The following is a 14,940-nucleotide window of genomic DNA, read 5'->3' on the forward strand; positions in this document are numbered from 1 at the left end:
CGTACCGCCACCCGGCCCCCAACATCCCCCCTTATTCCGAAAGGAGCCCCCCATGGGCACTCCCACGATCACCCCGCTTACCGAAATGCGCCGCGAAGGCGGCTTCGTCGTCTGGGATCCCAGCGACGGCATGCTCACCCGTGAATCTATCGTACTCGGCTCTGGCGCTGGGCTTTGCCTCGCCGGTCTCGTGCTCGCGGCGCAGCTGACCGGCGGCGCGGCTGCCGCGACGGCGCTCGGCACCAACGTCGGCAACGGCGCGATCGGCGCGATCACCGTGTCCGGCGCGGCCAAGGTCGGCGATTACAAGCTGTTCTTCGTCGAACCCAATGCAAATGCCGGTACCTTCATCGTCGAGGATCCGACCGGCGTCGAAATCGGCCACGGCAACGTGGCATCCGCGTTCAGCGGCGGCGGCCTTGGCTTCACCCTTGCCGATGGCACGACGGATTTCGTCAGCGGTGACAGCCTCACCATTTCGGTCACCGGGGCGACCAAATATTTCCCCTATGATCCGACCTCGGTCACCGGGCTGCAATATGCCGGCGCGGTGCTTTGGAGCGGCTACCGCGACGCAACCTCGGCGGATCGGCGCGCCGTCGCGAACGTGCGGGGCCCGATGAAGGTCCAGGCAGCTGAACTGACCTGGGGCGCAAATGTCACCACCCTTTCGCAGCGTACCGCAGCGCTCGCCCAGCTGACCAAGCAGGGCATCCTCAGCATCTGATCCGGCGCGGCCGAGCCGCGTCATCCCTTCCGAAAAATGCCTGTCCCTGGGTGGCTTCGCGCTGCCCGGGGCGGACCCGGTTGCGGCCCATCCCCGGCGCAGCCCCCATCGATGGAGCCTTTCCGCCATGTCCATGATCAACATTTTCCGCAACGACGCCTTTTCGGAAGTCGCGATGACCAGCCAGGTCGAGCGTATTCCCCATCTGCCGCAGACCCTGAACGACATGGATCTGTTCACGCCGAACCCGATCCGCACGACGGCGCTCGCCGTCGAGGAACGCAATGGCGTGCTCAGCATCGTGCCGATGAGTCAGCGCGGCGAACCGACAAATTCCGAGCGCACGACCGAGCGGCGCAAGATGCGCTATTTCGACGTGCCGCGGATCTTCAAGGGCGACACCATTCACAGCCATGAGCTGCAGAATATCCGCGAGTTCGGCGAAGAGACAGTGTTGATGCAGGTCCAGACCGAGGTCGCGCGCCGCCTCGGTGGACCGACCGGCATTCTGACGCATCTCGACTATACCGAAGAATATCAGCGTCTGGCTGCCGTGCAGGGCGTGTTGCTCGATGCAGATGGCAGCGTCTGGTACAATTGGTTCGACGAATTCGAGTTCGTCGCGCCGGCGGAAGTCGGCTTCAACCTCGATGCGAACATCGAATCGTCGTTGCGCCCGATCATCAACGCGATGACGCGCGACATGGCCCGGTCCGCTCAGGGTTGCTTCACCACCCAGACCAGCGTCGTCGGACTGTGTGGCGATTCCTTCTACGATAAATTCATCACCCATGTGGACGTCGAAAAGACGTTCAAGAACTGGAGTGATGCATCCGAGCTGCGCGTCGGCGGAGCCTTCAAGCATTTCAACTTCGCCGGCGTTGATTGGGTCAATTATCGTGGGTCGGACGATAACAGCTCGATCAAGATCCCCAACGATAAGGTGAAATTCTTCCCCAAGAATGCCTTGGGTATCTTCGAAAAGGCGATGGCACCGGGCGAATCCTTCGACTGGATCAACACCCCGGGCAAGGAACGCTACGTCGTTCCGATCTTCGATCGCGACCGCAATGCCTGGTGGCGGATGGAAGCGTACGAATATCCGCTGTTCATCTGCAAGCGTCCCGAGGTGCTGCGGACCGGACGCCAGGGTGCCTGATCGATGGCGATCGACTGGGACGCCATGATCCTCGGGCCCGTAATGGGGATCTTTGGAGAAGGCGTCCCAGTCGATCGTGCTTCGTGGCCGACCTACACGCCGCTCGGCCTCGCACCCTTTCAACTTCCCGATGCGGTGTTTGATCGCGCCTATGCCGACATCACCATTGATGGCGAAGGATCCGAGGTCACAACGCGCAAGCCGTGCCTTGGCGTGAGAACTTCCCTATTCCTGCGACGTGAGCCTCTGCAGGACGACAGGGTTTTCGTCCCGTCGGTGCCAGGGACCTTCATCGTCAAGGATGTGCGCCCGGACGGACATGGGCACGCCAAGCTCATCCTGATGGGCCCAATTCCGTGACTACGTCGGCTGAACTGCTTGATCTCGTTGTTGCGGCCCTCCGGGTCGATGGCGCGACCGTCGCCGGGAGCCGAGTATACCGACCAGGCGACCGTCCGACGCAGAACGACCAGTATCCCAACTGGCGCGCGCGGGTCGTACGGGAGACCAAGCAATCGCTCGGCCGTGGCGGCGGCCCCGCCTTCACTGTCACCACGACGATCCGCTTGATCGGAGAAGTCTCGGCGATTGCGGCGGTGGGTGACGCTGGCGCAGCGGAGGCCGAAGCCGAACTGTGGCGTATGCAGCGTGAGGCGGAGGTAGCGATCGTGGGTAGCTATCTGCTCACGACCAAGATCTCGCAGATCGCTTCGATTGACAGCCAGCTCTCGTACAACTCCGATGGCGAGACGCATCTGGCGGGTATTCAGTGCGACCTCGCGCTGGAGTTTTACCAAGGGCCGGAAGACTTCGCGCCGACCGAGAGCGACGATCTCAATGAAATTGACGGCCGCTGGCCCGCATTCCCGCCAACCGGCTTCACCGCCGATCTTACGCGCTGAGGAAATTCCTATGAAAATTGTCTCCGTGCCGGGCCGTCTGGTCCGGGACCCCGCGACGCGTCGTCCGGTCGACTCCGATGGGATCGACATCGATCCCACGGACCTGGTCTGGGCGCGCCTGTTGGCGGACGGCGATGTTGCCGCTGCCCCGGTCGAGGCCCCGCCTGCGCCGAAGGGCGCATCCCCGCGCACCGCACCCGACCAGGAGGCTTGAACCATGCCGATCCCGTTCAAAAATATCCCGTCGAACCTGCGCGTCCCGCTCTTCTACGCCGAGCTCGACAATTCCAAGGCCAACACTTCGGCGCAGACGCAGCGCGCCCTGTTGATCGGCCAAAAACTGCCCAGCGGCACCTTCACCGCCAATGTGCCCGCGATTTGCTCATCGCAGTCCGACGGCCGCACCGCTGCAGGACCAGGGTCCATTCTGGCGGGCATGATCGACGCTTATCGCGATGGCGATCCGAGCGGTGAGATGTGGGTCCTCCCGCTGATCGACGATGTCGCCGCAGTTCAGGCGACCGGGGCCATCACGTTCACCGGCCCGACGACGGCGATCGGCACTCTGCCGCTTTACATCGCGGGTCGCACCGTTTCCCCGATCATCGCAAGCGGGCAAACTGCGGCGCAAGTGGCAACCACGGTCGCGGCAGCGATCAATGCGACGTCCGGCCTCCCGGTGACCGCAGTCGTCGATGTAACCGTCGCCAGCAAGGTCAACCTGACCGCCCGCAACGGCGGCGAATGCGGAAATGATATCGACATCCGCTTCGCATTTAAGGGCCCCGCCAGTCAGGAAGCGATGCCGGCTGGGCTAGCCGCCTCGGTGACCCCCATGGCGAACGGTGCATCCAACCCCGTGCTGACGACCGCGTTGTCGAACCTGCTCGACACATCGTTCGATTTCATCGTCTGCTCGTTGACCGACACCGTCTCGCTGGCGGCGATCGCCGCGCTGCTGAACGACGCGACCGGCCGGTGGTCCTGGTCGAGCCAGGTCTACGGTCATTGTTTCATCGCGAAGCGTGGCACGGCTGGTGCCAACGCAGCGTTCGCCACCACGCTCAACAACCAGCAAATCACGTGCATTCCGTTCAACGATTCCCCGACGCCGACATGGAAATGGGCGGCGGCTTTCGCGGCTGTCTCGGCGGTCAGCTTGCGCGCGGATCCCGGCGTGCCGTTGCAATATCTGACCGTTCCGAATGTGCTGGCACCGCCCCTTGCGTCGCGCTGGAGCCTGACCACGCGCAACAACACATTGCTCTATGGTGGCTGCTCGACTTGGACGGTCGATGCATCGGGAAATCTCGTCATCGAAAATATGGTGACGACCTATGTCACCAATGCGGCTGGCCAGCCCGACAATAGCTATCTCGAGATCGAGACGCTGTTCCTGATCGTGTTCGTGCTGCGGTCGCTGTCGGCGATGGTCACCGCCAAATATTCGCGCGTGAAGCTCGCGGCCGATGGCACGCGCGTGAAGCCGAATTCGAACGTCGTCATGCCGTCGACGATCCGCGCCGATATCATCGCGTTGTATCGGGACCTCGAAGACCAGGGTTACGTCCAGAAATCGGCCGAGTTCGCCGCTGGCTTGGTCGTCGAGAAGGACGCGACCAACCCCAACCGCGTCAACGTCCTACTGCCAGCCGTGTTGATCGGCCAGCTGCGCACCTTCGCGGTGCTGCTGCAGTTCCGCAACGCCTGATCCCCTAACAATCTGGAGAGCGCCGCGATGGCCAATGACCCAAACCGGCTTGCCGGCACCGCTTCTGTCACGATCGACGGCCAGTCCTTCACCATCGTCGGCGAGGGGACGTACCGGCTGAGTTCGGCCCATCGCGAAACCCTCAAGGGCCAGACCGGCGTCGAAGGGTATTCGGAGATGCCGATGGAGGGGAAGATCAGTTGGAAAGGACGCGACGGTTACAATGTCGACATCGCCGCGCTCAACGCGGCGACCAATGCGACGATCGTGCTCTCCCCTGCCAACGGCAAATCGATCATCGGCCGCAATATGTGGCGCACTGGCGACCCGATCGAGATCAACACCGAAGACGGATCCTTCTCCATCGAGTTCGATGGTCCCGACGTCATCGCAGCATAAGGCACCCTTTGATGAGCGAACTCCCTGACCAGCTGACCATCACCCTGCGCAAGCCGGTGACGCTGGGCGAAACCTTCACCGAAATGCGCCTGGCCGAACCGACTGGCGCACAGATGCTCGAGATCGACAAATATCGCGGCGTCGAGGCCGACTTGATGTCGCTCGCGATCGTCTCGGGCATCCCATTGCCAGCAGTGAAGATGATCGGCGCGCGCGATATCCGCGCCGGGTCACGCTACCTCGCTAGTTTTTTGTTCGACGACCCGAAGACTGGCGACAGCGACACGTAATTCTCGCGAGGGCCTTCGGCTGCCTGCCACCTGCAATACTCGCCCATCCATGGTCGATGCTCAACGAGTGGTGGGAGCTTGGCGGCTTCGTCGAATGAAGGGGGCATGATATGACTGCCCAGGCAACGTTCGGCATCGATATCACAGCCTCCGACAAGACGGACAAGGGCAAGAAATCTGCCGAGAGAAACCTCGGTCAAATCTCCAAAAATCTCGGATCGATCGACCGCAAGGCGGCCGAACAGCGCGAGCGAACGGTCAGCGGATCGGGCCGACGCATGGCGCGGACGTTCGGTGAGGTAGAAAAGGCTGCAGCCCGCGCCTTCGGCGGGAAATCGATCACCGGTGGATTATCGGACCGCCTCGGGGCAGCTCGCTCCGCAGCGTCTGCTCTTGGATCCGGCTTGGGTGAGGCATCGGCAGCGGGCGGAGTGCTCGAGGGCGCGCTGGGCGGGGTCGCGGTCGCTGGCGCTGCCACGATCGGGGTGTTGGCCGCGGCGGCCTATGCCGCGTTCAAGGTCGCAGATGGCTGGGCGAAGGGGGCCGCGGCGATCGGCCGAACAGCCGAGATCATCGGCGTCGGCACAAAGGCGCTGCAGGAATTCAGTCTCGCGGCCGAACGTTCCGGGGTTGACCGTGGGACGGCCGGCGCGGCCCTTGGCGGCCTTTCGCAGACCCTGAACGACGCGCGCTATGGGCGCAATAACGATGCCCTTGCTCTTCTGGCCCGGATGGGCGTTTCGCTGAAGACCAAAAGCGATGGCACGGTCGGCGTAGAGGCAATGCTGCCGCAGATCGCTGATGCGGTCAGCCGCCAGAATTCGTCTGGACGCCGCACGGCCGCTCGCATCCTCGGTATCCCGGAGTCTGCGCTGCCCGCCTTCAGCCAGGGTGGTAAGGCCCTGTCACAGGATATGGAACGCGCCGGGAAGGAAGGCGCTGTCATCGATGACGCTGGTATCACGACCGGCAAGCGCATCGCACGACGCGACACGATCGGTGCCCAAATGGCAGAGCGCGGCACCAATGCTGCGTCGCGGATGGTTGCCGAAGGTGTTGATACCGTAGGGACCGCGGTCATTTCGAGCGCGCGATCCATGATGAGCAGCTCCCGCACCAACGAGCGCGCTTCTGCAACCAGCGAGCGTGCTGCTGATAAACTTGAACGCGCTTCATCGCGCTTCGAAGGCGCGGTCAATTATGCCGGTGGCGGAGGTGGAAGACTGACGCGTGAGGGCGCGATCAGCGAAGCGCGTAAGGGGGTTACCCTCCGCGACAAGCTTGTTGCCCGGGGAGTCCCGTTCAGTGACGCGACGGCCATAGCGGCGAATGCGGTGCGGGAAAGTGGCGCGAACTACCGAGCGCGCGAAAGAGGCGGGAATGGTCGTGGACTGTTCCAGGTAACTGACAAGGCGCGGAAGGCGCTCTTTCGACGGATAACGGGCGTCGATATCGAGAACGCGAGCGAGGATCAGCAAATCGATGCGATGCTGTACGAGCTCCAACATTCAGAAAAGAAGAATTGGCAGCGTGCTCGAGCGAACGGCAACGATGCTGGATCCGTGGCAGCGGGCTTCGCGCGCTATGTTGAACGCCCTGCAAACCCGGATCGAGATGGTGCAGAGCGCGCGGCCGTCGCTAGAGCCCTATCCGCGATCCCCGTTCACGTCACGGTTGAGCACAAGAATGCACCGCCTGGGACACGCACGACTGTCAAGGCGGGGAGCGGGCCCGCGCCTGCAGTGAGCCATGCTTTTGAGCCGGTGCACGGCGGATGAGATCGTGACGATCTCTTTCGTCCTCGAACCGAGAATGGAGGCCGAAAATGGCATTGCCTAACAGCGGTCTTCTGCCGGCGACATTCCGCGGCGTTCCATTTATCGTCACCAATGACGAAATTGGCGGCGGGCGACGCCAGGTTGTCCACCAATATCCAGGGCGCGACGACCCATGGACGGAGGATATGGGTCGCGAAGCCCGTCGCTTTCGCTTTCGCGGCTTCATTTTGGACGGATCTATCCGATTTGCGGGCGGCCCTGTGCAGTTGCAGCGTGCTTTGCTTATTGCAGCGCTCGAGCGGTCGGGCGCGGGGATGCTCACGCATCCAACGCTCGGGATCCTTCAGGTGTGCGTCACGCGCTTTAACGTCGGCCAAGAGCTCGACGCCGGGCGCAAGTCGAGCGTTGACATCGAGTTCGTGGAGAGCGGAAAGCGCAATTTCCCGTCTATTCTATCATCGTCATCCGGCCTGCTCAGCGCAGCCAATCTTGGGAAGCTCGCTCTTGCCGTCGATGGTGTGCGACTGATCGCACTTGCGGCCGCAGCCGGCGGTCGGCGGCAGGATATGAGGATCACTGCCGCCTCCTGGAGCAGCAAGGCAATTGCGCTCGGCGCTGATGCCACCTCGTTGCATCGTCTCACCGCTCAGCTTCCAGGCAATTACGGTCGCTTCAGCGCCGGGGGCAATGCGGGTTTCTCCGACCGGACAAGTGCGGCCTATTCGCCAGGTACGACCGTCGCGACGCTGATTGGTGTAGCCTCGGGTGCGCGGGTCGGAATTGCGGCAGCAGCGCAAGCGCTGATGACCGCAGTCTCGACCACCGACCTTGGCTATGCGCAGGACGTCGCCAGCTCGATCGTCGCAATGGTGCAGGCGCTCGCGGATGCCTGCGCCGACCCGGCCGATGCGATCCGATTGCTTGAGCAACTGCTCGCTTACGATCCCGGCCGCACGGAAGCTACCACCGCGATCGGAACGGCGATCAACGGTATGGTGCGCCGTGCCGCTACCTCGTCGCTGGTTGTCGCGGCGGGGCAATATCAGCCGACCAGTGCAAATGACGCGGCCGCGATGGTGCAGCGCCTGGTTTCGCTTATCGACGCAGAGGCGACGATCGCGGCGGACGCTGGCGACCGCGAAACCTATAGTGCGTTGGCCGCTGCGCTCGGCGCGGTCGTGCGCGACCTTCGCGCACGCGGGGCCAATCTCGCGCAGGTCCGAACCTTTCGCAGTCCGCGCGCAACACCGGCGCTCGTCCTGGCGCAGCGCTGGTATCGCGATCCGTCCCGTGCATCTCAAATTGTCACTCAGAGTGGCGTGCCGTCGCCGCTTTTCATGCCAACCGAATTGCTGGCGCTCGCCGCATGACGGATGCTCATAGGCCGGATGGAGATCTTTCGATCGAGGTCGGCGGCAACGCTATCACCGGCTGGGAAGCGATTGACGTCACGCTTCGCGCCGAAGCTTTCCCGAACAGCTTCGCGATCGGCCTTTCCTCAAAGGAGCCCATCACCAGCAAAGCGGTCGTCGCGAAAGCCGGTGACCCATGCGTGATCAAGATCGGCAGCGATACCGTGATCACGGGATACGTCGATCGCGACAGCAATACGACCAGCGCAGATGGACACACCCTCTCTTTGATTGGGCGTGGGAAGACGCAGGATCTCACCGACTGCTCGGCTGAGTGGAAAGGCGGCCAGATCCTGAGCGCAACCGGGTTGGAAATCGCCAAGAAGCTGGCTGCTCCTTATGGGATTGAGGTCAAACTTGCTGCAGGCGCTGATGCTGGCCAGCCGGTTCCACAAACCAACATTACATATGGCGAGACTGCTGCTGGGATCATCCAGCGGAACGCGCGGAACGCAGGATTGCTTGCCTATGAAGATTCGGACGGCGCGCTGCTTCTTGCGCGTGTCGGAACCGTCAAGGCCGCCAGCGGCGTAAAATATGGGGTTAATGTCCTCGATTCATCGGTTACCAACGCAATGGACCAACGATATTCCGAGGTCCGCTGCGCAGCACTTTCGCAGAATACCTTCGGCGATATTGCCGGGGGTGATGACTCATTCTTTTATTTCACTGCATCCGACCCGAATGTTCCGCGTCATCGGTTGATGTATCTGGTGACCGAAGCGGCATTTTCACCGCGCTTCTTCACCGAATTGAAGGCCAAATGGGAGGTGGCACGGCGCGCAGGTCGTGCGGGTGGCGCATTCGTCACGATCGATAGTTGGCGTGATAGCGCCGGCACGCTCTGGAAGCCCAACACCCTCATTGATGTCGACGTCCCGGGCCTGCGCGGCGAGGGCCAGATGTGCATCTCCGAGGTGACTTTTCACCGATCGAGCGAACGCGGGACCGTTGCGGACTTGTTCGTCATGCCACCATCGGCATTCGCTCCGGAACCGATCAGTCTGACCAATCTCAACACGGCAGATATTGCGCCAGATTCGACGTCGCAATTGGTGCTGCCATGATGTCGCGAATTCTCAATCTGATCGGTCGCGGTCGCCTCACGCTTGTGAAGGACGACAAGGACGTTCAGCGCCTTCAAATATCGGAAGGGAACACCGGGAGCGACGAAGGCGAAAGCCTTACGGACGATATCGTTATGATTGGCCTGTTCGGCTTATCGAGCAATGCACCGGAAAAAACCGAGGTGGTGCTGCTTCGCCTCGGCGGAGATCGGTCCCAGACAATCGCCGTTGGAGCCAATCATCGGCCATCGCGGCCCAAAAATTTAGCGCCTGGCGACACGATGCTCTACCGGGCGAAGGACGGCGCGCGCGGCGCGTATATCTGGCTCAAAGACGGCGTACTCCAGATCGATGCGGCCGGTGGCGATGTTGTGGTCCAGAACGCGGCTACGGCGACAATCAAGGCATCTACGAAGGTTCGCCTGGAGACGCCAAAGGTGGAGACGACTGGCGACTTCATCAGCCGATGCGACGGCACACCGGTCAGCATGAACGCGCTGCGCGATGCGTACCACGCGCACAAGCACACCGGCGGCACGATCAGCGGCAACACCGGGACAACTGATCATGACGCTTGAGGTGGCCTGTGGTTGACATCGCCACGATCTGGGACGCCGCAGCTGGTATCGGAGATTGGACGCTTTCGATCGGTCGGTCGAATGTCATTGTCGATGCTCGAGGTGCGTCGATCCGCGATGGGGAAGGACGCCAATATCTCGCGGCTGAGGAGGCGTACACGCCCGGGACCGGGTTGGTTTCCGACCAGGACTTGCAAACAGCGGTCCTGATCAGCCTATTCACCGATGCGGAAGCTGGGGCGGATGACGTCATTCCCGATGGGTCCGGAGATCCTCGAGGATGGTGGGCCGGACCCATCGGCTCCAAGCTGTGGCTGCGCGAACGGTCCAAGGCGATGCCCGATCTCCCGGAGTTGATCCGCAATGATGTCGGCCAAGCCTTGCAGTGGATGATCAATGACGGCGTGGTCGCATCGATCGCGGTGACCGCAGAATATCAGGATGCGAAAACGATCGCCGCCCAGGTCGTGCTTCGTCGGCAAGATGGCACGCAGATGGCCATGCAATTCGCGCGCGTTTGGGAGACAATCTAATGCCTTTCGCACGCCCCAATCTGTCGCAGATCCGCGTCACCGCCGCGACCGGGATCAACTCCGTCCTGACGGGGCTCGATGCGCTGCTGCGCTGGTCCAACCTCGGCATCATTGCCGAGGTACTCGCGGGCCTGGTGGACGGTCTCTACGGCTACCTCGATTGGATCGCGCTGCAGAGCAATCCCTTCACCGCGACGGACGAGTATCTCGAAGGATGGGCGGCCCTCAAAGGCGTCACGCGAAAGCCGGCTACCAGCGCGGTTGGTGCGGCCATTTTTGCCGGGACCAATAGCACCGTGGTTCCCACTGGATCTCTGGTCAGCCGATCGGATGGCGTGAGTTACCTCACCACTGCAGACGCAACTGTCATCGCAGGTGCAGCTACGGTACCGATCCGCGCTTCCGTTGCTGGGATCGACGGGAATGGCGCTGCGGGTGTCGCGCTTACCTTAGGCGTTGGCATCTCCGGGATCTCCGCATCTGGGACAAGTTCCGGGCCTTTGACGGGAGGGGCAAGCGTCGAGACCGACGCATCCCTGCGCAGCCGAATGCTGATTGCCTATCAGAAGCCACCCCAAGGCGGATCGATCGATGACTATGGCGAATGGGCGCTGGCGGTGCCCGGCGTCACGCGGGTGTGGGTGATACCGAGCGGGATGGGCCCGGGGTCCGTCGTCCTGTTTTTCATGATGGATGATGTGCAAGCGGCTCATGGAGGCTTCCCCCAGGGTTCCAACGGCTGCGCGCGCCTTGAGACACGCGATACGCCTGCAACCGGGGATCAGCTCGCGCTCGCGAATGCCCTGTATTTCCAGCAACCAGTGACCGCCTTGGTCTACGCCGTCGCACCAACGCAGAATGTCATCGGCCTGACGATCGCCGGGCTTTCGACGGCCAGCACCGCGACCAAAGCCGATATTGCGGCAGCCGTTGCGAATGCGCTACTGGTCGCAGGGCGGCCAGGCGGTGTCACGAATATATCAGCGATCGAGGCGGCGATCGCGGCCGTGGCACTGACGGGCGGCTTCGTGCTGACCAATGTCTCAGCATCGGCCGGCACAGTCTCACCAGGCGCGACTGGCAACATCACCTCGAATGCCGGCGCACTGCCCGTGCCGGGCGCGATCATTTACATATGAGGGCCGAACCCGATACGTTGGATGGCGGTGGCGGCGGGGATCCTGGCTCGCCGATCACGACCCCCGATCCAGCACCAAACCCAACACCGACACCGGTTTCGACACCACCGGCATCCCCTGCGGCTACGCCTGCGCCGCCCAGCCGCCCGCCTCCAGTTCCGCTCCCGGCGCTGCCGAAGCCGCAATTACCGGCACCACCCGCGCCAGTCGGTGTCGCGCGCTACAGCGAAGACGACTACACCGATGTCGCGCTTTCGCTGCGCCCGCGTGGCCGCGTCTGGTCGCTCGACCCGAACGGCGTACAAGCGCGCGTTTTTCGAGGTGTAGCCAAGACGCTTGTTGCCCTTGATGCGGCGGCAAATTCGATCCTGGCGGGTAGTCTCCCCGGATCATCGCTATCTGGGTTCATCCCGGAATGGGAAGCAACGCTCGGCTTGCCAGATCCTTGCGCGGGAGACGCGCCGACTGTGCAGCAACGCTGTGATCAGATCCGCGCGCGCTTCGTTGGCGGCGGCGGACAGTCGCGCCAGCACTATCTCGACATGGCCAAAACGCTCGGTTTTACGATTACAATCACAAATTTTTCGCCGTTCCGGGTCGGCCATAGCAGCATCAACGAGCCGATAAACGACGAACGCTGGACGTTCATCTGGGGCGTAACGATCGTTTCCAATTTCGGCGGCGCGCCGATCGATGTGCTGCTTTGCGAGCTCGCCGCTGGCCGCCCCGCAGGAACGGACATCATTCTACTGTCCTGAAGGGGATTATTATGCATCGGATCGATGGACCGACGGCAGCGCCCGCGCTGCCGTCCCCAGCCGCCGTGTCGGGTACGCCGGGTTATTGGTCGAGCGGCGACCCTACCACATCAGTGCCTGCAACGGTTCCAACCCAAGACTGGTTTAACACCGTTCAGGAAGAGCTGGTCGGCCTTGTCATAGCGGCGGGCCTCACGCCTGACAAAAGCAACCATAGCCAATTACTTTCGGCTCTTCGTGTCCTGTTCGTGGCGCAGGGGGGTGGAAGCGGGGTCATAATCGGCGCGAGCCAGGCGACAATCCCAATTGCGGGAGGTTTCCTTTTAAAGGTCGGAACTGCCTCAGGAACCTACTCGGAAGGTCAGCTGACGGTCACCTTCGACAACCCGTTCCCGGCCACATGCTGGGCCTTGATCCCTGTGTCCATCAACTCTTCGGGCACAAATACCAAAGACATTTGGCCTCAGCGGCAATCGCGAAGCGCGGATTCGGTCACTCTGTTCATGAATTTGGGCGGCGGCGGGACCACCAATTCGATCGATGGCATCGACTTTATCGCGCTCGGAAACTGATCGACAAAACCTAATTTTTGGAGTGCCGACATGCCCACAATTGGGGATTTTAGCCCGCCAGCATTGCTGGACGGGACGGAGAAGATCGCCGGCTGGAAAGACGGAAAAGACGTCGGTATTCTGGTTGATCAGCTCATTAGTAAAGCAACGAGCTTTGCTGAGATAGCCAGAACCAATGGCCTCTGGGGTGTCCTGCCTACTGATAGTGATAAAGTCGCGCTAAACAAATTCGCGGACTATGCAATCACGCAAAATCCTGGATTTCAAAGCACGATCCCTGGACCGCCCGACAACACTTATACCAACCTCGAAAGGTTTAGGGCATCCGATGTAACGCTCAAGGTCGCAAAGCTCGTAGGAATCGAAAGCATTCCAGATGGTGAATTTTTCTTCAAGACAGATGCCCCACCTTATGTCGAGGATGGCATTACAACCATAAAGGCTGACAGCACTAGGCTCGATGAAGGGGCATGGGTCCGCCAGAAGGGCAACGCCATCGGTTACCAGTGGGCCGGCACCCCGACCGATGTCGATAGCGCCCTGCGAAACCTCCCAACGCTGCTAGACGCTTTTGCGAAGACGACCCAGACACAGATCATCGCGGGCACCTGGACCGGAGATCTGTCGACAGCAATCCGTGCTGCGGTCCAGGGAAAAGATCATTTCGTGATCCCACCCGGGACCTTCCCCTTCAAGGGCGATATCGTTGAGGTGACCACGCCGGGCCTAGTGGTCCACGGTATGGGCGGGGTGTTGAAGAAGATGGGGGGCTCCGGCTCCGACGGTGTCGGAATTCTCGTTTCCACCCACGCTCAGCTTCTCAATATACATATCGACGCCACCGATCCGAATCCAACGCTGGGCGGAAATTACAACGATCTGCTACAGGTCGATTTCACGCCAGAAACGCCCTCCAGTCGCGTGTTTATCCAGAACTTAAAGGCCAAGGGCTCCTCCTCGAACGTGCTCGTGCACCGTGGCGGCCTCTTGGAGGTCGATGGTCTCTTCGCCTGGAATACATACGCAAACGGCCTCCAGCTTGTCGCGTCTAATATGTTCGGCCGTCGCATTCGGATCTATACGACCGTCACGCAAAACGGCATCTTCGCCACCTCGTCGGGCGGTAGTCTCGACACTGGCGACGTCATCAGCAACGTCCATCTTGAAGACGTATACATCGAAAACTCTGCGGATACCGGAATCGAATTAGGTTATGGCTGCCACGACTGCACCGCGACCAACTTCATAACGGTGAATTGCGTGAATCCCGGCGCATTAGGGCGGGACAACCAGCGTTGCACCTTCAGGAATGGGCGCATCTACGCACCCGCCTATTCAGATCAGATCAGCAGTTACAATGCCGTTGCGATGGTGCCTTATTTCCGGGGAGCAAGTTACGAAACTGGCAGTTCGTTTGAAGACATCGAGGTTATTGGGCCATGCAAGGTGGCGGCGTTTTATCTCGGTCAATCTGCGGTGCGGGTCACTGGGCTAAAAGCCAATGCATTTGCTCCAGGTACTGCCCCGGCAACTGACGGAAGCAACCTTTTAGGCGCTGGACTGATGCTCGCAGGGGACGTCAGCAAGGTTTACGCTCGCGGAGTCGTTGATGGCTATTCAACAGGGTTCACCGCTACATTTGACGGTGCCCCGCACACCTGCTCGGGCCTTGATGTAGACATCAAGGCAACCCGCGTTGACACCGCAGTCAGCCTCTACAACATCGACGCGCGCGAGACTACGATACGCTTGGCACCCGGATCGTCCTACCGAACTCTAGCGATCAAGCTTGCTGGGGCCAGTCTTATACCCTCATCCTCAGTCCAGAACCGCCGGGTCACCTTCGAGAATCACGCGAGGCCGGACGCCATAACCTTTACCTCTCCGCCCGGCGGAGACTTTGATACCAACGGCG

General features: G+C 61.4%; 17 protein-coding genes. All 17 read left to right on the forward strand.

Translation table 11 applies throughout. The annotated features are described in order from the left end of the window. Positions 1–52 precede the first annotated feature (52 nt). Positions 53–727: a head decoration protein gene (locus ACP7BY_RS16525; protein WP_137902311.1), complete on the forward strand. Its 675-nt coding sequence runs from the start codon at positions 53–55 to the stop codon at positions 725–727. 127 nt (positions 728–854) lie between these two features. Continuing rightward, positions 855–1,886, forward strand: coding sequence for a major capsid protein (locus tag ACP7BY_RS16530; RefSeq protein ID WP_033965719.1), 1,032 nt, complete (start codon positions 855–857; stop codon positions 1,884–1,886). A gap of 3 nt (positions 1,887–1,889) precedes the next feature. Continuing rightward, positions 1,890–2,246 (forward strand): head-tail joining protein, encoded by a 357-nt coding sequence (locus tag ACP7BY_RS16535; protein ID WP_033965718.1) that lies wholly within the window; start codon positions 1,890–1,892, stop codon positions 2,244–2,246. Next, positions 2,243–2,788 (forward strand): hypothetical protein, encoded by a 546-nt coding sequence (locus ACP7BY_RS16540; protein ID WP_052192405.1) that lies wholly within the window; start codon positions 2,243–2,245, stop codon positions 2,786–2,788. Before ACP7BY_RS16535 ends, ACP7BY_RS16540 begins: the two co-directional genes overlap by 4 nt. 10 nt (positions 2,789–2,798) lie before the next feature. Continuing rightward, on the forward strand, positions 2,799–3,002 hold the full coding sequence (locus ACP7BY_RS16545) for a DUF2635 domain-containing protein (protein ID WP_033965717.1): 204 nt from the start codon (positions 2,799–2,801) through the stop codon (positions 3,000–3,002). Positions 3,003–3,005: 3 nt separating this feature from the next. Continuing rightward, on the forward strand, positions 3,006–4,499 hold the full coding sequence (locus ACP7BY_RS16550; RefSeq protein ID WP_137902313.1) for a phage tail sheath subtilisin-like domain-containing protein: 1,494 nt from the start codon (positions 3,006–3,008) through the stop codon (positions 4,497–4,499). 27 nt (positions 4,500–4,526) lie between these two features. Then, positions 4,527–4,898 (forward strand): phage tail tube protein, encoded by a 372-nt coding sequence (locus ACP7BY_RS16555; protein ID WP_033965715.1) that lies wholly within the window; start codon positions 4,527–4,529, stop codon positions 4,896–4,898. An 11-nt stretch (positions 4,899–4,909) separates the two neighbouring features. Further along, positions 4,910–5,188: a phage tail assembly protein gene (locus ACP7BY_RS16560; protein WP_033965714.1), complete on the forward strand. Its 279-nt coding sequence runs from the start codon at positions 4,910–4,912 to the stop codon at positions 5,186–5,188. Positions 5,189–5,298: 110 nt separating this feature from the next. Then, positions 5,299–6,966 carry a phage tail tip lysozyme gene (locus tag ACP7BY_RS16565; protein WP_137902314.1) on the forward strand — a complete coding sequence of 556 codons (1,668 nt, stop codon included), beginning with the start codon at positions 5,299–5,301 and terminating at the stop codon, positions 6,964–6,966. A 47-nt stretch (positions 6,967–7,013) separates the two neighbouring features. Further along, the gene (locus ACP7BY_RS16570) at positions 7,014–8,336 is read left to right on the forward strand and encodes a DNA circularization protein (protein WP_033965711.1); all 1,323 of its coding nucleotides are present in this window, start codon (positions 7,014–7,016) and stop codon (positions 8,334–8,336) included. Continuing rightward, positions 8,333–9,445: a phage baseplate assembly protein gene (locus ACP7BY_RS16575; protein ID WP_052192404.1), complete on the forward strand. Its 1,113-nt coding sequence runs from the start codon at positions 8,333–8,335 to the stop codon at positions 9,443–9,445. The genes ACP7BY_RS16570 and ACP7BY_RS16575 overlap by 4 nt, the downstream gene beginning before the upstream one ends. Next, positions 9,442–10,023, forward strand: coding sequence for a phage baseplate assembly protein domain-containing protein (locus ACP7BY_RS16580; RefSeq protein WP_033965710.1), 582 nt, complete (start codon positions 9,442–9,444; stop codon positions 10,021–10,023). Before ACP7BY_RS16575 ends, ACP7BY_RS16580 begins: the two co-directional genes overlap by 4 nt. A gap of 8 nt (positions 10,024–10,031) precedes the next feature. Further along, positions 10,032–10,556 (forward strand): phage GP46 family protein, encoded by a 525-nt coding sequence (locus ACP7BY_RS16585; protein WP_052192403.1) that lies wholly within the window; start codon positions 10,032–10,034, stop codon positions 10,554–10,556. Continuing rightward, the gene (locus tag ACP7BY_RS16590; RefSeq protein ID WP_033965709.1) at positions 10,556–11,695 is read left to right on the forward strand and encodes a baseplate J/gp47 family protein; all 1,140 of its coding nucleotides are present in this window, start codon (positions 10,556–10,558) and stop codon (positions 11,693–11,695) included. Before ACP7BY_RS16585 ends, ACP7BY_RS16590 begins: the two co-directional genes overlap by 1 nt. Next, positions 11,692–12,453, forward strand: a complete 762-nt coding sequence (locus tag ACP7BY_RS16595; protein WP_137902315.1) for a putative phage tail protein — start codon at positions 11,692–11,694, stop codon at positions 12,451–12,453. Before ACP7BY_RS16590 ends, ACP7BY_RS16595 begins: the two co-directional genes overlap by 4 nt. Positions 12,454–12,464: 11 nt before the next feature. Continuing rightward, the gene (locus tag ACP7BY_RS16600; RefSeq protein ID WP_137902316.1) at positions 12,465–13,025 is read left to right on the forward strand and encodes a gp53-like domain-containing protein; all 561 of its coding nucleotides are present in this window, start codon (positions 12,465–12,467) and stop codon (positions 13,023–13,025) included. A gap of 30 nt (positions 13,026–13,055) precedes the next feature. Beyond that, the coding region (locus ACP7BY_RS16605; RefSeq protein WP_426288206.1) for a hypothetical protein at positions 13,056–14,940 on the forward strand (1,885 nt) is incomplete at its 3' end.

Origin of the sequence: Sphingomonas sp. PSPC2-2, from assembly GCF_049897725.1 — a bacterium.
Classification (GTDB): Bacteria; Pseudomonadota; Alphaproteobacteria; order Sphingomonadales; family Sphingomonadaceae; genus Sphingomonas.